General features: G+C 72.3%; 22 protein-coding genes. 11 read left to right on the top strand and 11 right to left on the bottom strand.

What is annotated here, in order from left to right; all coding sequences use genetic code 11:
• Positions 1-66: 66 nt before the first annotated feature.
• The 3 genes from EJF31_RS21330 to EJF31_RS21320 are packed head-to-tail and all read right to left on the bottom strand — an operon-like array spanning position 67 to position 2,353.
• Positions 67-1,053, bottom strand: coding sequence for an adenylate/guanylate cyclase domain-containing protein (locus EJF31_RS21330; protein ID WP_125039192.1), 987 nt, complete (start codon positions 1,051-1,053; stop codon positions 67-69).
• Positions 1,040-1,543 carry a PH domain-containing protein gene (locus tag EJF31_RS21325; RefSeq protein ID WP_125039191.1) on the bottom strand — a complete coding sequence of 168 codons (504 nt, stop codon included), beginning with the start codon at positions 1,541-1,543 and terminating at the stop codon, positions 1,040-1,042. The genes EJF31_RS21330 and EJF31_RS21325 overlap by 14 nt, the downstream gene beginning before the upstream one ends.
• 12 nt (positions 1,544-1,555) lie before the next feature.
• Positions 1,556-2,353 (bottom strand): biotin--[acetyl-CoA-carboxylase] ligase, encoded by a 798-nt coding sequence (locus EJF31_RS21320; RefSeq protein ID WP_125039190.1) that lies wholly within the window; start codon positions 2,351-2,353, stop codon positions 1,556-1,558.
• Positions 2,354-2,396: 43 nt separating this feature from the next.
• Here EJF31_RS21320 and EJF31_RS21315 point away from each other — a divergent pair, with 43 nt between their 5' ends.
• The 4 genes from EJF31_RS21315 to EJF31_RS21300 all read left to right on the top strand — a co-directional run bounded on the left by EJF31_RS21315 (position 2,397) and on the right by EJF31_RS21300 (position 6,762).
• Positions 2,397-4,025: an acyl-CoA carboxylase subunit beta gene (locus EJF31_RS21315; protein WP_125039189.1), complete on the top strand. Its 1,629-nt coding sequence runs from the start codon at positions 2,397-2,399 to the stop codon at positions 4,023-4,025.
• A gap of 97 nt (positions 4,026-4,122) precedes the next feature.
• A complete protein-coding gene (locus tag EJF31_RS21310) occupies positions 4,123-4,383 on the top strand; it encodes an acyl-CoA carboxylase subunit epsilon (protein ID WP_125039188.1) in 261 nt (86 codons plus the stop codon).
• 151 nt (positions 4,384-4,534) lie between these two features.
• Positions 4,535-6,022, top strand: coding sequence for a glycosyltransferase family 2 protein (locus EJF31_RS21305; RefSeq protein ID WP_260431003.1), 1,488 nt, complete (start codon positions 4,535-4,537; stop codon positions 6,020-6,022).
• A gap of 26 nt (positions 6,023-6,048) precedes the next feature.
• Complete coding sequence (locus tag EJF31_RS21300) at positions 6,049-6,762, top strand: hypothetical protein (protein WP_125039187.1); 714 nt, start codon at positions 6,049-6,051, stop codon at positions 6,760-6,762.
• Between the two features lie 9 nt (positions 6,763-6,771).
• Here EJF31_RS21300 and EJF31_RS21295 read toward each other — a convergent pair whose 3' ends face one another.
• Positions 6,772-7,872 (bottom strand): response regulator transcription factor, encoded by a 1,101-nt coding sequence (locus EJF31_RS21295; RefSeq protein ID WP_125039186.1) that lies wholly within the window; start codon positions 7,870-7,872, stop codon positions 6,772-6,774.
• Between the two features lie 85 nt (positions 7,873-7,957).
• The gene (locus tag EJF31_RS21290) at positions 7,958-8,989 is read right to left on the bottom strand and encodes a glycoside hydrolase family 6 protein (RefSeq protein WP_185736378.1); all 1,032 of its coding nucleotides are present in this window, start codon (positions 8,987-8,989) and stop codon (positions 7,958-7,960) included.
• Positions 8,990-9,069: 80 nt separating this feature from the next.
• Between EJF31_RS21290 and EJF31_RS21285 the strand changes: the two genes are divergently transcribed.
• The gene (locus EJF31_RS21285) at positions 9,070-10,752 is read left to right on the top strand and encodes a DUF885 domain-containing protein (protein WP_221767691.1); all 1,683 of its coding nucleotides are present in this window, start codon (positions 9,070-9,072) and stop codon (positions 10,750-10,752) included.
• Positions 10,753-10,762: 10 nt separating this feature from the next.
• On the top strand, positions 10,763-11,362 hold the full coding sequence (locus tag EJF31_RS21280; protein ID WP_125039184.1) for a nucleoside triphosphate pyrophosphatase: 600 nt from the start codon (positions 10,763-10,765) through the stop codon (positions 11,360-11,362).
• Here EJF31_RS21280 and EJF31_RS21275 read toward each other — a convergent pair.
• The 3 genes from EJF31_RS21275 to EJF31_RS21265 are packed head-to-tail and all read right to left on the bottom strand — an operon-like array spanning position 11,307 to position 14,180.
• Positions 11,307-11,885 carry a GtrA family protein gene (locus tag EJF31_RS21275; protein ID WP_125039183.1) on the bottom strand — a complete coding sequence of 193 codons (579 nt, stop codon included), beginning with the start codon at positions 11,883-11,885 and terminating at the stop codon, positions 11,307-11,309. The two genes, EJF31_RS21280 and EJF31_RS21275, sit on opposite strands and share 56 nt — an antisense overlap.
• Positions 11,886-11,930: 45 nt before the next feature.
• Positions 11,931-13,103 (bottom strand): acyl-CoA dehydrogenase family protein, encoded by a 1,173-nt coding sequence (locus tag EJF31_RS21270; protein WP_125039182.1) that lies wholly within the window; start codon positions 13,101-13,103, stop codon positions 11,931-11,933.
• Between the two features lie 42 nt (positions 13,104-13,145).
• The gene (locus EJF31_RS21265; RefSeq protein ID WP_125039181.1) at positions 13,146-14,180 is read right to left on the bottom strand and encodes a metallophosphoesterase family protein; all 1,035 of its coding nucleotides are present in this window, start codon (positions 14,178-14,180) and stop codon (positions 13,146-13,148) included.
• Positions 14,181-14,292: 112 nt separating this feature from the next.
• Between EJF31_RS21265 and EJF31_RS21260 the strand changes: the two genes are divergently transcribed.
• The 5 genes from EJF31_RS21260 to EJF31_RS21240 all read left to right on the top strand — a co-directional run bounded on the left by EJF31_RS21260 (position 14,293) and on the right by EJF31_RS21240 (position 20,666).
• Complete coding sequence (locus EJF31_RS21260; RefSeq protein ID WP_125039180.1) at positions 14,293-14,781, top strand: cupin domain-containing protein; 489 nt, start codon at positions 14,293-14,295, stop codon at positions 14,779-14,781.
• A 97-nt stretch (positions 14,782-14,878) separates the two neighbouring features.
• Positions 14,879-16,726 (top strand): IPT/TIG domain-containing protein, encoded by a 1,848-nt coding sequence (locus EJF31_RS21255; protein ID WP_185736377.1) that lies wholly within the window; start codon positions 14,879-14,881, stop codon positions 16,724-16,726.
• Positions 16,727-16,819: 93 nt separating this feature from the next.
• Positions 16,820-18,613 (top strand): biotin carboxylase N-terminal domain-containing protein, encoded by a 1,794-nt coding sequence (locus EJF31_RS21250; RefSeq protein ID WP_125039178.1) that lies wholly within the window; start codon positions 16,820-16,822, stop codon positions 18,611-18,613.
• A gap of 18 nt (positions 18,614-18,631) precedes the next feature.
• Positions 18,632-19,120 carry a PH domain-containing protein gene (locus tag EJF31_RS21245; RefSeq protein ID WP_125039177.1) on the top strand — a complete coding sequence of 163 codons (489 nt, stop codon included), beginning with the start codon at positions 18,632-18,634 and terminating at the stop codon, positions 19,118-19,120.
• A 7-nt stretch (positions 19,121-19,127) separates the two neighbouring features.
• On the top strand, positions 19,128-20,666 hold the full coding sequence (locus EJF31_RS21240) for a PH domain-containing protein (protein WP_125039176.1): 1,539 nt from the start codon (positions 19,128-19,130) through the stop codon (positions 20,664-20,666).
• Here the strand turns inward: EJF31_RS21240 and EJF31_RS21235 are convergent.
• The 3 genes from EJF31_RS21235 to EJF31_RS21225 all read right to left on the bottom strand — a co-directional run bounded on the left by EJF31_RS21235 (position 20,599) and on the right by EJF31_RS21225 (position 24,121).
• The gene (locus EJF31_RS21235) at positions 20,599-21,930 is read right to left on the bottom strand and encodes a calcium-binding protein (RefSeq protein WP_125039175.1); all 1,332 of its coding nucleotides are present in this window, start codon (positions 21,928-21,930) and stop codon (positions 20,599-20,601) included. The genes EJF31_RS21240 and EJF31_RS21235 overlap by 68 nt on opposite strands.
• Positions 21,931-21,995: 65 nt before the next feature.
• The gene (locus EJF31_RS21230) at positions 21,996-23,177 is read right to left on the bottom strand and encodes a calcium-binding protein (RefSeq protein ID WP_125039174.1); all 1,182 of its coding nucleotides are present in this window, start codon (positions 23,175-23,177) and stop codon (positions 21,996-21,998) included.
• Positions 23,174-24,121, bottom strand: a complete 948-nt coding sequence (locus tag EJF31_RS21225) for an SGNH/GDSL hydrolase family protein (RefSeq protein WP_221767690.1) — start codon at positions 24,119-24,121, stop codon at positions 23,174-23,176. Before EJF31_RS21225 ends, EJF31_RS21230 begins: the two co-directional genes overlap by 4 nt.
• Positions 24,122-24,164 lie beyond the last annotated feature (43 nt).

The following is a 24,164-nucleotide window of genomic DNA, read 5'->3' as shown; positions in this document are numbered from 1 at the left end:
GCGGAGGCTAATTGAGTAAAATCCCCAACCTTTTCCGTACCAGTTCGAGACCAGATCGAGCCGCCCTCAGTGGCGGCGTACGGCGACCGGCTCCACGATCCCGAAGCCCCGGACCGGTCGCGCGGGCAGCAGTCGGGTCTCGAACTGGTCCTCCGGGAGGGCCTCCGCGGTGGCCGCGTCGATGATCACGCGGTTGCGCCGGGCCACGGCGGTGAGCCGGGCTGCGAGGTTGACCGGCGGGCCGAAGACGTCGCCCAGCCGCATCACCACCGAGCCACTGGCCAGGCCGACCCGGACGTCGGGCATCCGGGAGTCGCGGCCGACGACGTTGATGATCCCCTCGGCGGTGTCGTAGGCCCGGATCGGGTCGTCGTTCACGAAGAGCACCGAGTCGCCGATGCTCTTGATGATCCGGCCGCGCTGGATGGCGACCACGTCGGCGCAGCGGGACTCGAAGAGCTCGACGAGGTCGCCGATCCGCTCCTCGGTGATCTGGTTGGACAGCGCCGTGAAGCTCACGATGTCGGCGAAGCCGACGGTGATGTGCGTGGTGTGGAGGTCCTCCTCGTTGGCACCGAGGGCCTCCATCCGGGCGACGGCGGCCGCCAGGTGTCGCCGCCACGCGTAGAGGAGCAGCTGCTCGAACGGCTCGCCGAACTCCTCGATGAACCGGAGGGCCGACCCGACCCGGCTCCCGGTCGCCTGGTCCCCGCTCTCGAGCTCCTCGACCCGCTGGACCAGCGAGGCGGTCTCCCAGTCGGCGAGGCGGGCCATCGTCTGGCCGACGGCCCGGGTCAGGTTGACCGCCATGTCGAAGTCGATCAGCCCGGACGTCACGACACCCTGCAGGGTGCGCACGGCCTCGACGTCGGACGCGGTGAACGCGGTCTCGGCACCGTGCTCGGGGAAGCCGAGCGCGCGCCAGAGCCGTTGCGTCTCCGGGACGGTCACGCCGGTCTCGCGCGAGACCTCCTGGGCGTTGAAGACCGGCTGCTCGCCGAGGATGGCGCGTTCGAGCTGGTCCCGGGACGGCGTCGGCTCAGGTGCCGTCATGGTGTCCCGTCGGGTCGTTGAGGTCGTGCAGGAGCTGGTTGAGGCGGCGCTGGGTCTCCTCGACGTGCGGGATGTCGGGCAGCGAGACCCGCCCGTTCGTGCTGGCGTCGCTGATGACCAGCGTGCCGCAGCCGAGCATCCGGTCGACCAGCCCGAGCTCGTAGGCCACGTCGCTGATCCGCGACAGCGGGATGTCGTGGCCCTTGCGCACGAGCACGCCGGTGCGAGTGATCAGGCGGCGGTTGGTGATGGTGTAGGACGCGCTCAGCCAGCGGATGACCGGCGGCAGCACCAGCCAGACGACCAGCACCGCGCCGATGCCCCACGCGACGTACCCGGCGACGTCGTTGTCGATCTTCACGTTGGCGAACACCACCACCGCGAGGATCAGGACGAGCCACAGGAGCGGCGCGAGCAGTGCCTTGGGGTGGGTGCGGGTGCTGATGACGACGGACTCGCCGTCATTGAGCAGTTTCTGCGAGATGGCCACGCCGGAATCATGTCACTGATCGACCGCCCGCACATGGATCACGTCACCCGCGCCGACGGCAGTCTCACCATCCGCTCCGGCCACCACGAGACGGCCCGCGTCGTCGACGCCGGTGGCCCGCCCGGTCAGCGTCCGGCCTCCCGGCAGGTCGACCCTGACGTCCCGGCCGACGGTCACGCAGGCGGCCTCGTACGCCGGCCGCAGCACCGTCGAGCCCGCCGCCTGCCACGCGTCGTACTGCTGGCGCAGCCGGCCCAGCAGGCCGATGAGCAGATCCGTCCGGTCGAAGGCGCCGCCACTGGCCAGGGCCAGCGAGGTGGCGGTGTCGACGGGAAGCTCTTCGGCGGTGGTGCTGACGTTCAGGCCGATCCCGACGACGGCGGCCGCGCCGGTCGGGGTCTCGACCCGCTCCAGCAGGATGCCGGCGACCTTGAGGTCGTCGACGAGCACGTCGTTGGGCCACTTCAGCCCCGCCTCGACACCGGCCGCGGTGACGGCGGTCGAGACGGCCAGGCCGGTGAGCAGCGGCAGCCAGGGCCACTCGGCGACCACGACGGTGGGGCGGAGCAGCACCGAGAACGTCAGGGCTGCGCGCGCCGGGGTGTCCCACGTGCGGTCGAGGCGGCCGCGACCGGCGGTCTGGTGCTCGGCCACGACGACCAGCCCCTCCGCGGCACCCTCACGGGCGCGGTCGGCCAGGATCGCGTTGGTGGAGGCGGCCTCGGGGACCACCTCCACGTCGAAGTCGGGGGCGCCGTCGGCGAGGCGTCGGCTGTCGAGGGGTGGGCGTGCGGCGAGGTCATCGGTCACGGGCACTACATTGGCCCACGAGTCGACGAGGAGGCCACATCACGTGAGTGCAGCACCGGGCGAGGGCACCGAAGTTCCCGCGGACATCGACATCCACACCACCGCGGGCAAGCTCGCGGATCTCGAGCGACGCCTCGACGAGGCCGTCCACGCGGGATCGGCGAAGGCTGTCGAGAAGCAGCACGCCAAGGGCCGCCAGACGGCCCGCGAGCGCATCGAGCAGCTCTTCGACGAGGGCTCGTTCGTCGAGCTCGACGAGCTGGCGCGGCACCGCTCCACGGCGTTCGGCCTGGAGAAGACCCGCCCCTACGGCGACGGCGTGGTGACCGGCTACGGCACCATCGACGGCCGTCAGGTGTGCGTGTTCTCCCAGGACTTCACCGTCTTCGGCGGCTCGCTGGGTGAGGTCTACGGCGAGAAGATCACCAAGGTCATGGACCTGGCGATGAAGACCGGCTGCCCGATCATCGGCATCAACGAGGGCGCCGGCGCCCGCATCCAGGAGGGCGTGGTCTCGCTCGGCCTGTACGGCGAGATCTTCCGCCGCAACGTGCATGCCTCGGGCGTCATCCCCCAGATCTCGATGATCATGGGCTCCTGCGCCGGCGGGCACGTCTACTCCCCCGCGGTCACCGACTTCACGATCATGGTCGACGGCACCTCCAACATGTTCATCACCGGACCCGACGTCATCAAGACCGTCACCGGCGAGGACGTCTCGATGGAGGACCTCGGCGGCGCGCGCACGCACAACACCAAGTCCGGCAACGCCCACTACATGGGCGCCGACGAGGCCGACGCGATCGAGTACGTCAAGGCGCTGCTGTCCTACCTGCCGCAGAACAACCTCGACGAGCCCCCGACCTACGACGACGAGGCCGACACCGACTTCTCCGACCTCGACCGCGAGCTCGACGTCCTGATCCCGGACTCCCCCAACCAGCCCTACGACATGCACACCGTGATCGAGACCGTCCTGGACGACCAGGAGTTCCTCGAGGTCCAGCCGCTGTTCGCGCCCAACATCCTCATCGGCTTCGGCCGGGTCGAGGGCCGCTCGGTCGGCATCGTGGCCAACCAGCCGATGCAGTTCGCCGGCACCCTGGACATCGACGCCTCCGAGAAGGCCGCGCGGTTCGTGCGGACCTGCGACGCCTTCAACATCCCGGTCCTGACGTTCGTCGACGTGCCCGGCTTCCTGCCCGGCACCGACCAGGAGTGGAACGGCATCATCCGCCGCGGCGCCAAGCTGATCTACGCCTACGCCGAGGCCACCGTCCCGCTGGTCACGATCATCACCCGCAAGGCCTACGGCGGCGCCTACGACGTGATGGGCTCCAAGCACCTCGGCGCCGACATCAACGTCGCCTGGCCCACCGCCCAGATCGCCGTCATGGGCGCCCAGGGCGCGGCCAACATCGTGCACCGCAAGACCCTGGCCAAGATCGAGAAGGAGGGTGGCACCCCCGAGATGGTCGAGGCCAAGCGGGCCGAGCTGATCGACGAGTACGACACCACCCTGGCCAACCCCTACATCGCGGCCGAGCGCGGCTACATCGACGCCGTCATCTCCCCCCACGAGACCCGGGTCGAGATCGTCCGCTCGCTGCGGCTGCTGCGCTCCAAGAGGGAGACGCTGCCGCCCAAGAAGCACGGGAACATCCCGCTGTGAGCGGGGGCGCGAAGCGTCCCCCGAACGGCGGGATGCCCATCGACCCGTCAGTTCTTTTCGGGGGAGCGCAGCGGAGGAGGAAAGAAGTGACGGGTCGATGACACCACCCACGGACCCGACGCCCGCCAGCGCCCAGGAGGCACTGGGGGTTTCGACTTCCGCACCGCTGCTGCGGGTCGTCAACGCCGACGCCACCCCCGAGGAGATCGCCGCGATCGTCGCGGTCTTCGCCTCGCTGGGCGGCGCGGAGGCGCCGCGGGAGCGCCGTACGCCGGAGTGGCAGGCCCACCACCGCAAGGTACGGCCGTCCTTCGCGCACGGCCCCGGTGGCTGGCGCTCCAGCGGCATGCCCCGCTGACGCTCGGGAAACCCGGCCGCGCGGTCGCCGCTTGCGGATAATGACCGTGAAACTTGCGTTTTTGTTGAGGTGACCCTTGAGGTCGCCCCAGCAGACTCGTGTCCACGAGCTCCGACCGTGGACGGCCGGGCGTCGATGAGGAGATCAGAGCGTGGACGCGAACGAGACGCGGTACGACCGGGGGCCGCAGCTCGCGCCGCCCGGGATGGGCGAGGACGCCTACCTGCGCACGCCCGACCCGCACCTGGCCGCCTACGCGGACCAGTTCCTCGACGAGCTGGCCAGCTCCCCGACGTACCGCCCCACCGTCGGCTGCATCATCCCGGCCTACAACGAGGCCGAGACCATCGCGGGCGTGCTCGACTCACTGCTCCAGCAGACCCGGCTGCCCGACGTCATCCACCTGATCGTCAACAACACCTCCGACGACTCCGTGGAGATCGCCAGCCACTACGCCGGCCCGCACACGCGGACGACCGAGCTCGGCGAGCAGAACACGATCATCTACGTCCACGACATCGGCAAGAACCCCGACAAGAAGGTCGGCGCGCTCAACTACGGCTACAGCCTGGTCGAGCACATGGACTACGTCCTGGGCGTCGACGGCGACACCACCCCCGAGCCGGACGCCGTCGAGCACCTCGTCAACGAGATCGCCAGCGACGACCGGATCGGCGGCATCTCCGCGATCTACTCCATCGACGACTCGGCGATCGACGGGCCGGTCGCGAAGTTTCTCATCGCCGGCCAGCGCGCGCAGTTCTCGGCGTTCAACATGCAGAACATGCTCAAGGGCCGCAACATGGCGGTCCTCGGCGGCCAGTTCTCCATCTTCGCCACCCAGGCGCTCCGCGACGTGCTGCGCGACAGCCACCAGCGCACCCCCTGGGTCAACGACAGCGAGGTCGAGGACTCCCTGCTCTCGCTGCAGATCAAGAGCGCCGGCTACCTCACCAAGATCTCCGCCCGGGCCCGCGCCCACGTCGGCGGCATGACCACCCTCCGCTCGCTCGACGCCCAGCAGGTCAAGTGGAACTTCGGCGCCATCGACCTGATGTGGCCCGGCCAGCGCGGCGACACCAAGGGCCAGCCGTTCCACCCCAACCTCCGCCTGCGCTGGTTCGAGCACATGTCGATGGTCATCAACATGACCACCCGCCTGATGTTCTTCCTGCTGCTCTTCGGCGCCCTGTCGATCCACGCCTTCGTGTTCCGGGCGTGGTGGCTGGTCCCGCCGGCCGCGGCGGTGTGGCTGAACTTCCGGGTCGCGCACTCGATGGAGTTCCGCAACAGGCGCGACTATCTCTTCGCCCTGCTGGTGTTCCCGGCCGAGCTCTACATGCTGATCCGGATGGGCCACTTCGTCCGCGCCTGGCTGAAGTTCTTCAGCCGGCAGCAGACCGACAACTGGGCCGCCCAGGCCAAGGCCGAGCGCGGCAAGGGCACCGCGTGGCTCTACCCGTTCGCCGCCCTCGCCGTCTTCTTCGCCGGCGCGGCCGTGGGCTGGCGGTTCGTCCCGATCCAGACCCGCTCCGACATCCTGGCCGTCGGCTGGCCGATCCTCGGCGTCATCACCATCCTGCAGACCTGCTGGATGATCATGAAGGCCATGAAGCGCTACCGCGGCTTCAAGGCATGACCCCCCGACTCTCCCAGGAGCCCTCCATGCCCCGCGCGCGCCTCGGCATCGCCGCCGCCAGTGTCCTGCTCCTGAGCCTCGGTGCGTCCGGCTGCTCGGTCGTCAACGACCTGACCGGGCCCGAGCCCGTGGCCGCCAGCTCGGCGCTCCCGTCGGCCACGCCCACGCCGTACGACTCGCAGTTCACGCGCGACGGCACCTTCCAGTCGCACATCCGGATCGACGGGATGGACTTCGTCTACACGCTCTACCCGACCAAGTCGACGCCGCGCACGAACGAGTGGTACCCGCGGGGCAACAAGTTCTTCTCATTCACCTTCCAGGCCTACGACCTCAACCGGAAGCTGCGCGACCGGTTCGCCACGAAGCGCAAGGTCTACCTCGAGCACATCGCCGTCACGTCGAAGACCATCACCACCGGCGGCGGCAGGACCCAGCACCCCTACCGGCTCGACGCGGTCGCCAAGGACATCACCTTCGACCCCGAGCCGGTCACCACGCGCTACGGCATGATCATCACCTCGCCCAAGGGCGCCTTCGAGCTCCGCAACCAACGGATCAGGGCGACGTCGCTGGACACCCGCGGGCTGGACCTGATGTTCACCGCCGTGGTCTGGGTCCAGGACGCCCCCGGCTCCGCGCACTTCTCGCGCCGGGAGATCAAGCAGACCGTGCCGATCGCGATCTTCGAGTCGAAGAAGCGGACCTCGGTCGCGTCGATCCCGGTCGACGCCAACTGATCGAGTCGGTCAGACGGGCTCGGCGAGGCGGTAGCCGACGCCGCGCACGGTCTCGATGAAGCGCGGGTTCTGGTCGTTGTCGTTCAGCTTGCGGCGCATGCTGGCGATGTGGACCTCGACGGAGCGCTTGTCCGCCTCGTTGACGAAGTAGGACGTGACGTACTGCTGGCCGCGCATCGTCAGGACCAGGTCGGCCTTGCTGCGCACGCGGCGGCCGGTGCTGAGGAGTGAGGCGAGCAGGTCGAACTCCGTGCGGTTGAGGTCGATCGATCCGCCGCCCACGGTGACGACGCGGGTCTCCGGGTTGAGGGCCAGGCCGTTGAAGCGCACCCACGAGCCGTCGGGGCGCGGCACGCCCTCGCCCTGCAGGGCGGGCGGCACCAGCTGGGCGGCCGGCACGGGCATGGTGGGCTGGGAGGCCTGCTCCGGCGCGGGCGACGCGTACGCCGGCTGAGGGGTCGGCCGGGGGGCGACGGGCTGCGCGGGCGGCTGGTGGGCCGGCGGCTGCTGGTAGGTCGGCTCCGGGACCGGCGGCTGCACGGGCTGCTGCACGGGCGCGGGCGCGGCACGGTGCGGGGCGTTGGCCGTCAGGTCGCGGGCCGCACGGGCAGCCCACGACTCCTCCTTCACCGGCTCGGGTGCCGGAGGCGGCGGGACGGCGGCCGGCGCGGCGACGGGCGAGACGGGGGTGTCGTCGGCTCCCTCGGACCAGCCGGAGGGGGTCTCCTGGCGGGCCCGCGGGCGGCGCAGCATCGAGTCGGCACGGGCCCGGAGCTCGCGCGGACGGAAGGGCTTGACGAGGTAGTCGTCGGCGCCGGCCTCGAAGCCCTGCACGACGTCGATCTCGTCGCCCAACGCGGTGATCATGATCAGGTAGGTGTTGCTGAACTCGCGGAGCCGCTTGGCGGCGGCGAAGCCGTCCATGCCCGGCATGTTGACGTCCAGCGTGGTGATCAGGGGGTTGTGCGCGCGGACGGCCTCCACACCCTCGTAGCCGTCCTGGGTGACGACCGTCCGGAATCCGGACTGCGTGAGCACGATGTCGATGAGATCGCGCACGTCCGGGTCGTCCTCGATGATGACGGCGACCCAGTCCTCCCCCACTCCCATGGGGGGATGCTAACCAATGCCGGGTGGGCCCCGTGCGCGGCACCGCTACTTGAGCACCGCCTGTTACCCAACTGTGGAGAACTTCTCACCACCCGGACTGCCGGGCCATCTCCAGGGCACGCTCCGGCCAGAACTCACCGGCGGGTGGTCCGCCCCCGCAGTCGCCGTCGCTCTCGCCGGGCGGCTTGACCCACAGGAACGCATCGAGGCCGGTGCCGTCGTCCACGAATCCCGGGTCGGTGCCGAACGCCCGACGGGCCGGGTTGCACCAGTTCGTCGTGGCGCCGTTGCCGTTGCGGCCGGAATCGATGACGTAGTGGGCACCGCCGAGCAGCTTCGCGATCCGGGTGGCGTAGGCCCGCTCGTCCTCGTCGGTCTGGTAGTTGGCCACGTTGGTGGCGAAGCCGCGGACACTCCCGACGCCCGACCGCTCCAGCAGCCGGGCGACCGCGGCGGCGGGCACCCAGTCGGAGTGGCCGGCATCGACGTACGTCGTGACGCCGGCGGTGCGCAGCAGGCCCACGGCGTCCTTCATCAGGCGGACCCGCTGGTCCTGGTCGTGGCACTCGATCGACGCGGCCAGGGCGTCCGGCTCCAGGACGACCGCGATCCGGTCGGCGGCACCCGCGGCGGTGGCGATCTCCTGCACCCACGGGCCGTACTGCTCCTCGGTGAGCCCGCCGCTGGAGTACTGGCCGCTGCAGTCGCGGTCCGGGATGCCGTAGACGACGAGCACCGGGACGTTGCCGGCCGCCTCGGCCGCCCTCACGACCTCGGCCACGTAGGCGCCGACCCGCCCGGGTGGGTACTGCTCGGGGGTCAGCCAGATGCCCGCGGGGACGGCCGCGAGCCGCTCGAAGGCCGCCGCCGAGGCGGTGTCCCCGTCGGCGGTCGCCTGTGCCGCGGCCTGGGCGGCCCGGGACTTCGGGTCGACGTACTGCGGGCGCTCGGCGAAGGGGTTGGCCTCCTGGGCGCCGAGGCGCCACGGCCCGAGGTGGTGGCTGCGCGCGAAGAGGAACGCACCCGCCCCGGCGACCAGGGCGAGCACGAGAACCCCCACGAGCACGACGGCCAGCCGTCGACGCGGCGACGCGGTCTCGGTCACGCGGTCGGTCACGCGGTGGTCCCCCCACTGGGCCGGCTGGATCTGGCCGCCATCATGCCCGACAGCCGGTGACAGCCCGTAGGCTCGCCCGCGTGACGAACGACCGACGCGTGGACGCGATCTCCGACCGATTCGTGGACGACTACACCGCCCTCGACCCGCTCGCAGCGACGTACTTCGGGGTGCCGGGCCAGGACGACCGGCTCACCGACCTCTCCCCCGACGGCTTCGCCGCCCGGGAGGAGCTCACCCGGCGGGCGCTGGGCGAGGCCACGGCCACCACGCCCGTCGACGAGCGCGAGGCCGTGGCCCGCGACGCGTTCCTCGAGCGGCTCGGCCTCGACGTCGACCGCATGGAGGCCGGGCTGGTGCGCGCCGACTTCTCCGTGCTCACCAGCGGGCTGCACGAGATCCGCCAGATCTTCGATCTGATGCCGACCGAGGGCGAGGAGGCGTGGGCCAACATCGACGGACGCCTCGCCGCGATCCCCGCGACCCTGCAGGACTACCGGGTCACGCTGGCCGAGGAGGCCTCGAAGGGCAACGTCGCCGCGGCGCGCCAGTACGCCGAGGTCGCGACCCAGATCAGCAACTGGACCGGGCAGACCGGCGAGGGCGGCGACTTCTTCGCCGGTCTCGTCGCCCGCAGCGGGACCGACGGCGCCCTGCGCGCCCAGCTCGACCAGCACGCCGCGGGTGCCGCCCGGGCGTTCGCCGACTTCGGGCTCTTCCTCGAGGACGAGATGGAGCCGCGCGGGCGGGCGAAGGAGGCCGTCGGCCGCGAGCACTACGCACTGGCCAGCCGCTACTTCCTCGGCGCCACCGTCGACCTCGAGCAGACCTACGCGTGGGGCTGGGACGAGCTCAAGCGGCTCGCCGACGACATGGACGCGACCGCCGACCGGATCCTGCCGGGCTCGAAGGTCGCCGAGGCCGTCGCCCACCTCGACGCCGACCCGGCGCGCCGGATCCACGGCCGCGAGGCCTTCCGCGACTGGATGCAGCAGCTGGCCGACCGCACCATCGAGGAGATGGCGGGCGTCCACTTCGACATCCCCGACCCGGTCCGCCGGATCGAGTGCTGCCTGGCCCCCACCAACGACGGCGGCATCTACTACACCGGCCCCTCCGAGGACTTCGAGCGCCCCGGTCGCATGTGGTGGTCGGTGCCCGACGGCATCGACGACTTCGCCCCCTGGCGCGAGGTGACCACGGTCTTCCACGAGGGCGTCCCGGGCCACCACCTCCAGGTCGCGCAGACCGCCTACCGCAGCGACGTGCTCAACCGCTGGCAGCGGCTGATGTGCTGGGGCAGCGGCCACGGCGAGGGCTGGGCGCTCTACGCCGAGCGGCTGATGGACGACCTCGGCTACCTCGCCGACCCCGCCGACCGGCTCGGCATGCTCGACGGCCAGAGCTTCCGCGCCGCGCGGGTCATCGTCGACATCGGAATGCACCTCGAGCTGGAGATCCCCCGGGACAACCCGTTCGGCTTCCACCCGGGCGAGACCTGGACGCCGGCGCTCGGCCGCGAGTTCATGGGTGAGCACTGCCAGATGGACCCGGCGTTCATCGACTTCGAGGTCAAGCGCTACCTCGGCTGGCCCGGCCAGGCTCCGTCGTACAAGGTCGGCGAGCGGATCTGGCTGGAGGCCCGCGACGCCGCGAAGGCCCGGCAGGGCTCGTCCTTCGACCTCAAGGCCTTCCACCGCGCGGCGCTCGACCTGGGCTCGCTCGGCCTGGACCCGCTCACCGCCGCGCTGGCCCGGATCTGAGGTGCCTGCGGTGACGACGTTCGTCCTGGCCTCGGCCTCCCCCGCCCGGCTGGCCACGCTGCGCAGCGCCGGCGTCGAGCCGGTCGTGATCGTGTCCGGCGTCGACGAGTCCCAGCTCGACGGGCTGCCTCCCGCCGAGCTGGCGCTCCAGCTCGCGGAGCTCAAGTGCGCCGCGGTCGCCGCCCGCGAGGACCTCCCCGAGGACGCCCTCGTGCTCGGCTGCGACTCCGTCCTCGAGCTCGACGGCGACGCGCTCGGCAAGCCCGACGACGCCGACGACGCCGTACGCCGCTGGCGGGCCATGCGCGGTCGCTCCGGCGTCCTGCGCACGGGTCACTGCCTGCACGACACCGCCACCGGCAAGGTCGTCGCGGCCACGGCCTCCACGACCGTCCACTTCGCCGAGGTGACCGACGAGGAGATCCACGCGTACGTCGCCACCGGCGAGCCGCTGTGGGTCGCCGGCGCGTTCACCGTCGACGGACTCGGTGGGGCGTTCGTCCGCGAGATCGAGGGCGACCACCACAACGTGGTCGGCGTCAGCCTGCCGTTGCTCAGGGAGCTGGCGGCTGAACTCGGCCACTCGTGGACCGATCTGTGGTCCCGCTGAGCGGGAGCCCGTCGGCCGGGGTGTCGAAGACCTCGTGCGGGTTGGTGTGCGGGTGGTGCGGCAGCGAGAGGTGCGGCAGGTGCACCGGCCGGCGGAACACGAACGTCCGGAACAGGTAGAACCGCGCCCCGAGACCGAGCGCCAGGCCGACCACGTTGGCCGAGATGTTGTCGGAGAACGGGTCGGCGAGGCCGAGCAGGTTGCGGCTGACCCACAGGCACCCGATCGGCAGCGACATGGTGGCCACGTTGATGACCACGTAGGCCAGCCGGCCACCGTCGGCCTGGCGAGGCGGACGGTCGCGGAAGGCCCAGTTGCGGGCGCCGCGGTAGCTGATCACCATGCCGACGGTGTTGGCCACGACGTAGGCGATGATCACGTGGTCGGCGAGCAGCGCGTGGTGGCCGGTGTTGAAGCCGTGCACCAGCAGGTTGAAGAGCACGAACGCCACCGCCGTGGCCAGCCCTCCGACTGCGAGGAACCGGCCCACCTCAGCGAGAACTCGCTGCCACCGGCTGCCCATGGGGTGAAGGCTAGCCGCTGAGGCCTGCGAGATCTGTCAGGCCCGTCACTCGACGGGCAGGCCGAGCCCGCGCGCGATCAGCATCCGCTGCACCTCGGAGGTGCCCTCACCGACCTCGAGCACCTTCGCGTCGCGGTAGAAGCGTGCGACGGGGTACTCCTCCATGAAGCCGTAGCCGCCGAAGACCTGGGTCGCGATCCGGGTCGCGGTGACCGCCGACTCGGTGGAGTAGAGCTTGGCGACCGCGGCCGCCTGCTTGAACTGCTGGTACGGCGCTCCCGCGTCCTTCATCGAGGCCGCGCGGTAGGTCAGCAGGCGAGCGGCGTGCAGCATCGTCTCGAGGTCGGCGATCTGGAACGCGACGCCCTGCTTGCGCCCGATCGGGCCGCCGAACGTCTGGCGCTCCCCGGCGTACTGGAGGGACATGTCGAGGCAGGCCTGGATGCAGCCGACCGACAGGGCCGAGATCGCGACCCGGCCGTCGTCGAGGGTGGCGAGGAACTGCGCGTAGCCGCGGCCCTGCTCGCCGAGCAGGTTGGCCGCGGGGACGTGGGCGTCCTCGAAGGAGAGCGGGTGGGTGTCCGAGGCGTGCCAGCCGAGCTTGTCGTAGGCCTTCTCGGCGGTGAAGCCCGGCGTGTCGGAGGGGACCATGATCGCGGAGATCTCCGGACGGCCGTCCTCACGCGTGCCGGTGCGGGCGGTGACCGTGACGAGGCTGGTGATCTCCGAGCCCGAGTTGGTGATGAACTGCTTGGAGCCGTTGACGACCCACTCGTCGCCGACGAGCTCGGCCTTGGTCTTGGTGGCGCCCGCGTCGGAGCCGGCGCCGGGCTCGGTCAGGCCGAAGCCGGCGAGCTGCTCCCCCGCGACGAGCGCCGGGAGCCACTGCTGCTTCTGCGCGTCCGTGCCGTAGGTCAGGATCGGGTTGATGCCCAGGCCGACGCCGGCCTGCAGCGTGATGCCCATCGACTGGTCGACCCGGCCGATCTCCTCGATCGCGACGCAGAGGCTGGTGAAGTCGCCGTCCTCGCCGGCGCCGCCGTACTCCTCCGGGGCGGTGAGGCCGAACAGCCCGAGCTTGCCCATCTTCTGCACCACGTCCACCGGGAAGTGGTGGTCGCGGTCCCACTGCGCGGCGTGCGGGCCGATCTCGGCCTCGGCGAACTCGCGGACGCTGCGGCGGAACTCTTCGTGCTCTCGGGACAACTCGAACGTCATGGCACCCATGCTAGCCCGAATGGTTAGCGGTTGTTAACCGGCTCAGGAGGTGTAGGGGACCCGCTCCCAGCTCAGCAGCGGCTTGCCCGGCGCCCCCACCGTCACCCGCAGGTAGTCGGTGTTGTTGCTCGAGCCGTCGACGGTCACCCGGGTCAGGTTGTCGGCCGCGCCGTGCACGTCGTACGTCGAGAGCCAGGACGAGCCGGTCGCCAGCGGCCGGTCGGTGTTGTAGGCGTGGCTGTCGCCGTCGAGCAGGTAGACCGGACCCGGGAAGGCCGCGGCCTCGTCGACGAGCGCCTGCACCCACGGGCGGAAGGCGCTGATGTCGTTGGCGGTCGGCGTGTAGGTCGGGTCGAACATGTCCGCCTGCTGCATCACCACGACGCCGCGGTCGTGGCGGGCCCGCGCGGTCGCGAACGCCTGGTGCAGCTCGTCGATGTCGGCGGCCGTGCGGTCCTTCACCGCCTGCCGCTGCTCGGGCGTCGGCTCGGTGTTGCCGAGGCCCGACCACGGCTGCAGCCCGTTGTTGCTGCCGGTCACGTTGGCGGTGAGGAAGGTCAGCCCGGCGCGGCGGTAGCGGACGTTCTCCGGGAAGCCGCGGTCGGCCTGCGAGGTCACCGGGAACGTCTCCCGGCCGAGCGTGCGGCCGGGGTGGTCGAAGAAGACCGCGCGGACCTTCGCGAGCCGCTCGAGCGGGTTGTAGGCGCCGTTGTTGACGCGGTGGCAGTCGGTCCACTCGTTGTCGCCCGGCGTGTAGACGAGCGGGTCCTCGAACGTGTCGAAGTCCGAGCGGATCAGCGCGAAGTAGTCGTCGCTGCAGACGGTCGAGCCGTTCTTGATGTCGCCGAGGTGGACGACCGAGCGGACCGCCGGGTCGCGGTTGATCTGCTGGATCCAGCGCGGGAACGCCGCGGTCTGGGCGTCGCCGTACGGCACGTCGCCGATCACCGCGAAGGAGTACGCCGCGTCGCCCGAGCCGCTGCCCGCGCTCGGATCGGCGGGGACGGCGCCGGCGGGGGCGGCCACCGCGGCGAGGGCGAGGAGGGGGAGCACGACGAGGGTCCGGGTCAGGCGCATGCCACGAACCTGCTCCCCCGTGGTGAATCGCGGGAGACACCCGGGTGGCACCTGCCTGAACCCCGGGGGCAAACCCGTTGAGCAGGCGGCCCCGCGGTCCTAACGTCGCTGCATGTCCTATCCCGACCCCGTCTACCTCGGCAGCGGCGGCGAGGTGACCTCACGCTTCCGGCCGGCCGACACCGCCCCCGAGCTGCCACGCCCGGGAGGCGCCGCGAGCTACCTCGCCACCGGCGCGACCACCCACGGACGCTTCGGCCTCTACCGCTGGGACATGGGTCCGGAGCCGGCCGGCGCCAACCCGCACTTCCACCGGACCATCAGCGAGTCCTTCTTCGTCCTCTCGGGCGTGGTCCGGCTCTACGACGGGAGACAGTGGGTCGACGCGCACCCCGGCGACTTCGACTACGTCCCCGAGGGCGGGCTGCACGGCTTCCGCAACGAGTCGGGCGAGCCGGCGTCGCTGCTCATCCTGTTCGCGCCGGGTGCGCCCCGCGAGGCGTACTTCGAGGGTCTCGTCGCCTTCTCGGAGGGCCGCTGGAAGCCGAGCCACGAGGAGCTCCAGGCGTTCCTGGAGGAGCACGACAACCACTACGTGTGAGGTCGGCCCAATTCTGGGCATGACAGTCCCGCAGCCCGGGTGGCACCGTCGACGGTGCGTCGCCGCCCGGGCGCCGCCGCGACGGCCGGAGGTGGAGATGGCGCCTGCGTCCCGCCGTGTGAGCGGTCCGGTCGCGCTCGTGCTGGCGCTCCTCCTCACCGCGCTCGGCATCCCGGGCTCGGCGGCGTCCACCCCGCGTCCCGCGGTCACCCACCTGTCGGTGGCCTCCGGCCCGGCCGCGGGCGGCACCCGCGTGACCGTCACCGGCCAGCACTTCGTCGGCGTCACCAAGGTCCTGTTCGGCGGCACGGCCGGACGGGCGCTCAGGGTCACCTCGCCGACCCGGCTCGTCGTGACCGCGCCCGCCCACGTCGCCGGCACGGTCGACGTCCGTGTCGTGACGGGCGGCGGACGGTCCCCGGACACGGCCGCCGACCGTTTCCTGTACGCCGGGTGGGCACTGACCTCGCTCCCGCTCCCGTCCAACGCCGGCCCCGACCCGCGGCCCGGCCGGGTCGCCATGGACTGCTGGCGCGCCGACCGGTGTGCGGGCGTGGCGTTCTACACCGCGAAGACGGGCGACGACCAGGCCGTGCTGTGGCGGCTCTCCGGACTCCACTGGTCGGCGATCCGGGCACCGCTGCCCGCCGATGCGGCCGACGACCCGGCACCACGGCCCGAGGGGATCTCGTGCGGGTCCTCCGGCGTGTGCGCGGCGTTCGCGTCGTACACCTCGCACGTCGGCGGTGCCGACCGGAACGACCGCAACCTCGTCTGGACCCTGGCCGACGGCGCCTGGACGGCGCAGCACCTGCCGGTGCCGCCCGACGCGGTCAGCGGTTTCGTCAACGTCGACCAGGTCGCCTGCGGCGGGTCGACGTGCGCGGCGGTCGGCACCTACTCGACGTCGGGATCGGGCGGATCGGTGCTGTGGTCCCGCACCGCGGGACAGTGGACCGCGACCAGCGCCCCGCTGCCGGCGGACGCGTCCAGCGGCCTGTCCCCCACGATCGGGTCGCTCGCGTGCGGCGGCTCGGGCACCTGCGTCGCACTGGGCCACTACTTCGCCGGCACCGCCGGCGAGGTCGGGGCGTTGTGGACCCTCACCGACGCCGGCTGGGGCGTGACCGAGGCCGTCCTGCCCGCGGACGCGAAGGACCAGCAGGGGCGGTGGCGGGTCAACCGGGCCGAGCGCGCCACCTGCGGCGGCGGGACCTGCCTGGGCACCCTCGTGCTCGACACGACCCAGGGCGCCCGCTACGTCGTGCAGCAGCTCGCCGCAGGCTCGTGGACCCCGGTCGACCTCCCGGTGTCGCCGGACGCGGCGTCGGGGTCGCACCCCGCCGTCGACCAGGTGGACTGCCCGGACGCCGGATCCTGCGCCGCCGTGGGCCGCTACGTCGACACCGGCGGCAACCTGCAGGGCGCGCTCTGGACCCTCCGGCACGGCACCTGGTCGGCCGAGCGGGCCGGCCTGCCGGCGGACGCGGCGTCGAACCCCGCCGTCACTCCCGTCGGGCTGGCCTGCTCGACCGGCGGGGCGTGCGTCGCGGCCGGCACGTACACCTACCACGTCAACGGCGGGGACCACCTCGGCCTGATGGCGCTGCTCTGGAGCTTCTCGGGCGGCGCCTGGCACCTGGTCGCCCCCTTCGGTCCGACCCCGGCCGACCAGGTGGTCCTCGGCCTCGCCTGCGGGCCGGGCCAGTGCTCGGCCCGCGGGGCGGCGTCGTCGGAGTCCGGGGCCAACGAGTCGCACCTGTGGACGCGGGCCGGCGGAGCGTGGCAGCGGGCCAGGCTTGCGCTGCCCCACGACGCGGACCCGCGGCACGAGGTGCTGGTCGACACGCTGTCCTGCGGGGCGGCCGGCGGCTGCGTCGCCACCGGCACCTATCCCGACCGCGACCTCGTCGCACGACCCACTGCGTGGGTCTGGGTCGAGTGAGGAGATGAGACCTGGCGCCACCCCGGTCCGGGGTGGCGATACCCTGCCCCGCGGAGTCCATTCCGTGTAGATCCTTCAGGGCAGGAGTGTCAGGTGCCGGAGAGCAAGCCGCTGCAGAAGGTCCTCATCGCCAACCGTGGCGAGATCGCCGTACGCGTGATCAGGGCCTGCAAGGACGCAGGCATCGGGAGCGTGGCGGTCTACGCCGATCCCGACCGCGATGCGCTCTTCGTCCGCCTCGCCGACGAGGCGTACTCCCTGGGCGGCGCGACGCCCGCCGAGTCCTACCTCGACATCGCCAAGATCATCGCGGTCGCCGAGAAGTCCGGCGCCGACTCGGTCCACCCGGGCTACGGCTTCCTCGCCGAGAACGCCGACTTCGCCCAGGCCGTCATGGACGCCGGGCTGATCTGGATCGGCCCGCCGCCGGCCGCCATCGAGGCGCTCGGCGACAAGGCCAAGGCCAAGCATATCGCCGACAAGGCCAACGCCCCGCTCGCCCCGGGCACCAAGGACCCGGTCAAGGACGCCGACGAGGTCGTCGCGTTCGCCAAGGAGAACGGCCTTCCGGTCGCCATCAAGGCCGTCTTCGGCGGCGGCGGCCGCGGCCTCAAGGTCGCCCGCACCCTCGAGGAGATCCCCGACGCCTACGAGTCCGCGGTCCGCGAGGCCGTCACGGCGTTCGGCCGCGGCGAGTGCCTGGTAGAGAAGTTCCTCGACAAGCCCCGCCACGTCGAGACCCAGTGCCTGGCCGACCAGCACGGCAACGTCGTGGTCGTCTCCACCCGCGACTGCTCGCTGCAGCGCCGCAACCAGAAGCTCGTCGAGGAGGCGCCCGCGCCGTTCCTCACCGACGCGCAGGTCACCGAGCTCTACGAGTCCTCCAAGCGCATCCTGCGCGAGGCCGGCTACTACGGCGCCGGCACGTGCGAGTTCCTGGTCGCCCAGGACGGCACCATCTCCTTCCTCGAGGTCAACACCCGCCTCCAGGTCGAGCACTGCGTCTCCGAGGAGGTCACCGGCATCGACCTGGTCCGCGAGATGTTCCGGGTCGCGGCCGGCGAGGAGCTCGGCTACGGCGACCCCGAGATCCGCGGCCACTCCATCGAGTTCCGCATCAACGCCGAGGACGGCGGCCGCAACTTCATGCCCGCCCCCGGCACCCTGACCCGCTGGCACGCCCCCGCCGGCCCGGGCGTCCGCCTCGACGGCGGCTACGACCAGGGCGAGACCATCCCCGGCTCATTCGACTCCCTGATCGCCAAGCTCATCGTCACCGGCCGCGACCGCACCCAGGCCCTCGAGCGCTCCCGCCGCGCCCTGGACGAGTTCGTCGTCGACGGCATGCCCACCGTCATCCCGTTCCACCGCGCGGTCACCCGCGACCCGGCCTACGTCGGCGCCTCCACCCCCACCGGCGAGGGCGAGTTCACCGTCTACACCCAGTGGATCGAGACCGACTTCGACAACCAGATCGAGCCCTACGCCGGCGACACGGCCGAGGCCGACGAGCCCGGCGAGCGCCACAAGGTGGTCGTCGAGGTCGGCGGCCGGCGCCTCGAGGTCGTCCTCCCCGCAGGACTCGGTGGCATCTCCACCGGCGGTGGCGGCGGCGGTGGGGCCAAGAAGCCCAAGCGCGCCGGCGGCAAGAAGTCCGGTGCCGCAGCCTCCGGTGACTCCGTGACCAGCCCGATGCAGGGCACGATCGTCAAGATCGCCGTCGAGGAGGGCCAGCAGGTCGCCGAGGGCGACGTCATCGTGGTCATGGAGGCCATGAAGATGGAGCAGCCCCTCAAGGCCCACAAGGCCGGCACCGTCACCGGCCTCCAGGCCGAGGTCGGCGCCACCGTCACCAACGGCGCGGTCATCTGCGAGCTCAAGGACTAGGTCTCTAGGCTCCGGTGCATGACGGAGTCGAACCTGCGTGAGCCGGGCCAACGGGTCAGCCCGAAGGCCCGGCTCATGTGGTTGCTGGGGGCCGGCCTCCAGAGCGCACTGGTCCTGTTCCTGGTCGTCAGCGCCGGCACGTGGTGGGGCTGGTTCGACCTGCGCTGGTGGCAGCTCGCCGTGCTCGTGGCCGTGCTGGCGACGTACGTCGGCGTCGTGCCCGCGTGGCGCTACCGCGTCCACCGCTGGGAGGTCACCGACACCGCGGTCTACACCCAGACCGGCTGGTGGGCGCGCGAGCGGCGGATCGCGCCGATGTCGCGGATCCAGACCGTCGACTATGCCGAGGGTGCGATCGCGCGGCTGTTCGGGCTGGCCAGCGTGACGGTGACGACGGCCTCCTCCAAGGGCGCGCTCGAGATCGCCGGGCTGGACCGGCTGCGGGCACGGACGCTGGTCGACGAGCTGACGCTCAAGGCCGACGCGGTCGCGGGCGACGCGACGTGAGCGCCCCGTGAGCGACGAGCTCGCCCGCGACGACCACTGGCAGCGGCTGGACCCGCGGATGCTCCTGGTGCACCCCATCCGCGAGCTGGTCCGCTTCCTGCCGGTGCTGATCGGCATCTTCGTCGCCGGCACGGCCGCCGGTGGCGGCGACGCGCCCTGGCACGTGGTCGGCGTCGGCGTGCCGGTCGGGCTCGGCGTGCTGCGCTACCTGACGACGAGCTTCCGGATCACCGCGGGCCGGGTCGAGCTGCGCCGCGGTCTCCTCAACCGGCACGTGCTCTCCACCCGGCTCGACCGGGTCCGCACCGTCGACCTCACCTCCTCCCCCATCCACCGCGTGCTGGGCCTGACGACCGTGCGGATCGGCACGGGCACGTCCTCGACCGACGAGGACGACCGGCTCGACCTCGACGGGCTGCCGATCGGGCGGGCCCGCGACCTGCGGCTGGCGCTCCTCCACGTCGCTCCCGGCACGGACACGGCGGCGCCCGAGGCTCCGCAGGAGCGGGTGGTGGTGCGCTTCGACCCGTCGTGGCTGCGGTTCGCACCGTTCACGAGCTCGGGCCTGGTCATCGCCGCTGCCGCGATCGGCGCGACCAGCCAGGGCGTCAACGCCCTGGGCGGCTGGGACCGGATCAACCTCGGTGGCGTCGTCGACACGACGTCGCGTCTCTCCCCCTGGGTGGCGCTCCCCCTCGGGATCGTCGTCTTCGTCGTGCTCGTCTCGCTGCTGTCGGTGGGCGGCTACGTCGTGACCAACTACGGCTTCACCCTCAGCCACGCCGCGGGCGCCTGGCACCTGCGCCGCGGACTCCTCACCACCCGCGAGACCAGCCTCGACGACGAGCGGGTCGCCGGCGTCAGCGTGTGCGAGCCGCTCGGTCTGCGCGCCGTCGGTGGCGGTCGCGTCGCCGCGATCGTCACCGGTCTCGACCGCAAGCAGCAGGGCAGCTCCGTGCTGGTGCCGCCCGCGCCGCGGGACGTCGTGCGCGAGGTCGCCCGGCAGGTGATCGGGCGAACGGCTCCCATCGACGCGCCGCTCGTGGGCCACGGTCCCCGCGCCCGGACCCGCCGCTACTCCCGCGCGCTGCTCCCGGCCCTCGCCCTGGTCGCGGTGGCCGGCGTGCTGGTCGCGACAGCCGACGCACCGTGGTGGCTGCTCATCGTCTCCCTGGCGGCGCCGGCGCTGGCCGTCCCGCTCGCCGCCGACCGGGCGGCGGGGCTCGGGCACACGCTCGTCGACGGGTACGTCGTGGCGCAGTCCGGCAGCCTCAACCGGCACCGCCGCGCGCTGGCGACCGAGGACGTCATCGGGTGGAACTTCCGGGCGACCTGGTTCCAGCGGCGGGCCGGGCTCACCTCCCTGGTGGCCACGACCGCCGGGGGCGACCAGGCCGTGCCGCTGCTCGACGTCCCCGAGGGCGTCGCGGTCGACCTGGCCGAGGCGGCCCTGCCCGACCTGGTCGCGCAGTTCCGCGTCAGCCGAGGTGACGGGCCGCCAGCAGATGCCGCACCTGCGGGACCATCCCGAACACCCCGCCGGTGAGGGCGCTCGAGGCGCGCGTCGCAGTCCGGAAGTGGCCCGGGTCGGCCTTGGCCGGGCAGCTGCCCTGCTCGTAGTTCAGGCAGGTGTCCGTGCCGCCGCCACCCTCGACCCGGTCGGTGCCGTCACCGGCGTCGATCACGTCGTCGAAGCGGTCGGAGTACACCTCGTCGTCGCCGCCGAGCGTGCGGGCATTGAGGGGACCACCCTGGGCCAACAGCAGGTCGGGGAGGTCGGTGCCCACGTAGTTCCAGCGCGCCCGGCCCAGGAGCTGCGCGCCGCCGAAGCCCGCGGCGCGGGTGACGCCGTCGTGGTCCGTGCCGACGACGCTGACGGTCTGGGACCCGAAGTCGGTCGTGACGACCGGGCGCTTGTCGCCGAACGACACCGAGATGACCTCGAGGAGGTTGCGCCCGGCGCCACCGTCCAGGAGGCTCGGCGCGCCCAGCCCCGCGGGCAGGAGGACCTGGTCGGCACCGGCGCCCCCGGTGACGATCGATCCCGAGCCTGACGAGGGAGCGAGGACGTCGCCGCCCGGCCCACCGGTGACGACGTCGTCGCCCGCGAACCCGAAGGCCACGTCCACGCCCCGGCCGCCGGCGAGGGAGTCGTCGCCCCGACCGCCGCCGTCGAGCAGCACGTCGCTGCTGCCACGACCCGAGACCGTGTCGTCGCCCTTGCCGCCCATGAGGAAGTCGGGGCGTGCCGAGCCGAGCAGCACGTCGTCGTACGCCGATCCGAGGACGCCGAGCGGACCGTCGACCAGGATCGTGTCGTCGCCGGCCCCCGTGGCCGTGCCCGCCGCGAGGTCGACGTGGACCGCGCCCGCCGCGTGCTTGAAGGTGACCGCGTTCGGACGCATGAACGCCAGCAGCCCCGTCCGGGCACCGGCTCCGGGAGCCAGCAGGTCGTCGCCACGACCGCCGTCGACGAGGTCGCCCCTGACGATCGTGTAGCCCTCCTTGGCCTTCCGGCGCAGGTCGAGGCCGCCGTAGAGCGCGTCGTCGCCCTCGCCGCCCTTGAGCAGGTCGGCGCCCACGCCGCCGCAGACGATGTCGTCGCCGAGGCCGCCGACGATCCGGTCGTTGCCGTCGAGGCCGACGATCACGTCGGGGCCGTCGGTGCCGACGATCCGGTCGGCACCCGAGGTGCCGACGATGGTCGCGGCGTGCCCGTGGCAGGTCGGCGTGGTCGCGGCCTGCGCGGCCGTGCCCGCCAGGACGACGACCGGGGTGACGAGGGCGAGCGCGAGGGCGCGGTTGAGCATGGAGTTCTCCCGGGAATGGTGCCGGCCGGAGCGGCCGAGCCGGCAGATCCTACGGCCCGGAGGGCTCAGCGCACGACTTCACACGACGTACGTCGCTCGACGGCGATGCAGGTGTCGCGCCCCCGCCCACCCACGGCCCGGTCGTGGCCGGCCCCGCCGTCGAGCAGGTCGGCCTCGGACCCGCCCTCGAGGTAGTCGTCGCCGCCGAGGGTGTGCGCGGTGAGCGGAGTGTCGAAGACCCGCACGTCGTCAGGCCCAGAGGTCCCCCGGAAGTCCCAGTGGGCGTTCCTCCCGAGGTCGTAGTGCTCGAAGCCCGCCACGGGCCCCGACGCGGCGTCGACGACCACCGTGCGCCGCGACCCGTCGGGGTTGGCCGTCAGGAGGACCAACGAGTCGGTGCCCCGGTCGCCCCGGGCGAGGACGCCGCGGGCCATCGTGAGGAGGAGGTAGTCGTTGCCGCGCTGGCCCCGCACCCGGACGCCGGCGGCACCGTAGGTGGTGTACTGGTCGTTCCCGCTGCCCAGCAGCACCCGGTCGTGGCCCGACCACGCGGTGACGATGTCCGATCCCGCGCCGGTCTGCACGACGTCGGCGGAGCGCTGGTCGCTGGTCCCCCGGTCGGGGTGGATGTCGTCGTCGCCGGCGCCCGCGTAGATGACGTCGGAGCCGCCCGCCGCGTGGATCCGGTCCCGTCCCGGCGAGCCCTGGAACGTGTCCGCGTGCGGGGACCCGACGACGAGCGGGCTGCCGGTCAGCACGAGGGTGTCGTGGCCGAGGCCCGTGGCCGTGCCGGTGACGCCGTCGCCGAGGTCGAAGGTGACCCCGCGGGGCGCGTCGCCGAAGCGGAGGCTGTCCCGGTCCGGGTGGTCCGAGGAGTCGTAGCCCGGGTCGAGGTGGTCGTTGCCGGGCCCGCCGAAGAGCGCGTCGCCCCCCAGGTGCTCGTCGGGGTCGGAGTCCTCCAGGCCGCCGAGGAGCCGGTCGGCCCCGGGGCCGCCGCGCAGCTGGTCGGCGCCGTCGTCACCGCAGATCACGTCGTCGCCGCCCAGGCCGTCGATGACGTCTCCCCCGGCGAGGCCGGCGATCACGTCGTCGCCCTCCGTGCCGACGATCATGTCCGGCCCGCCGGACCCGACGATCGTGGCCGTCAGCCCGTCGCAGGTCGCCGTCGCCGCCGTCGCGGTGCCGACGGGGAGGAGCGCTCCGGCGGCGAGCACGCCCGCGGCCAGCAGGATCGCCCGCCCGCTCATGGCGTCACCGGGTTGAGCACCACCGAGCCCGCCGGCGGCGCCGCGTCGCCGGCGACGTCGGGGGTGACCTGGCCGGTGATCGACCGGAAGACGGCCCGGCCCATCTCGCGCTCCCCCACCTGGAAGGGGTGGAAGTCCAGGGCCACGTTCAGCTTGGCGACGCTGCCGTTGATCCACGCGTCGGTGCCGCAGGCGTCGTGGCCGCGGGTGGCCGGGTAGAGGTTGACGTAGGTCGCCCGGTGGTCGGCCGCGGCCTGCTGCAGCGACTTGTTGAGCAGCCACTCGATGCGACGGCCCCAGGCGTAGTCACCGGTGGCGAAGGGCACCTCGTCACAGGTGCCGGTGAGCGGGAGCAGCCGCGGGTAGCCGACGACGTACACCGCGGCGTTCGGGGCCGCCCGGTGGACGGCGATCAGCGCGTGGGCGACGAGCCGCTCGATGTCGCGGGCGTCGCGCAGCTTGGTGTCGACCCCGTCCCGGGTGGTGAAGTGCTTGCGGCAGGGGCTGCCGGTCGGGTCGAGGTGCCGCACCTGCTGGCAGGTGGAGATCATCGAGCCGAACAGCCCGTGGTCGTTGCCGCCGATGCCGATCGTGACGAGGTCGGTGTCGGCCGACAGGGCGCTCAGCTGCGGGGCGGGCGCGTCGCCGAGCAGGACGCCCTGGCGGGTGAAGAAGTCGTCGGTGCGGGCGCCGGAGCAGGTCATGTCGCGGTAGGTCGCGACGCCGAGGAAGCCTGCGAGGTAGGCCGGGTAGTTGTTGGTGGAGCGGAAGCAGCCGACCGGGTCCTGCCGGGTCAGCCGGATCAGCGGGCCGGCGCTGTAGGAGTCGCCCAGCGCGACGTAGTCGATCGGGTCGGGCTCGGCGGCCTGGGCACCGCCCGCGGGGGCGGCGTACAGGGCACAGACGGCGAGCAGGACCAGTGCGGACAGGGCGCGGCGCAGCATCGGTGTTTCTTCCTCCCGTGGATCGACACCCCTCCCGGTGTCT

The sequence above is a fragment of the Nocardioides sp. LS1 genome, assembly GCF_003865225.1.
Classification (GTDB): domain Bacteria; phylum Actinomycetota; class Actinomycetes; order Propionibacteriales; family Nocardioidaceae; genus Nocardioides; species Nocardioides ginsengisegetis.
Note: the sequence above shows the minus strand (reverse complement) of the source record. Positions and strands in the feature narration are given on the sequence as shown.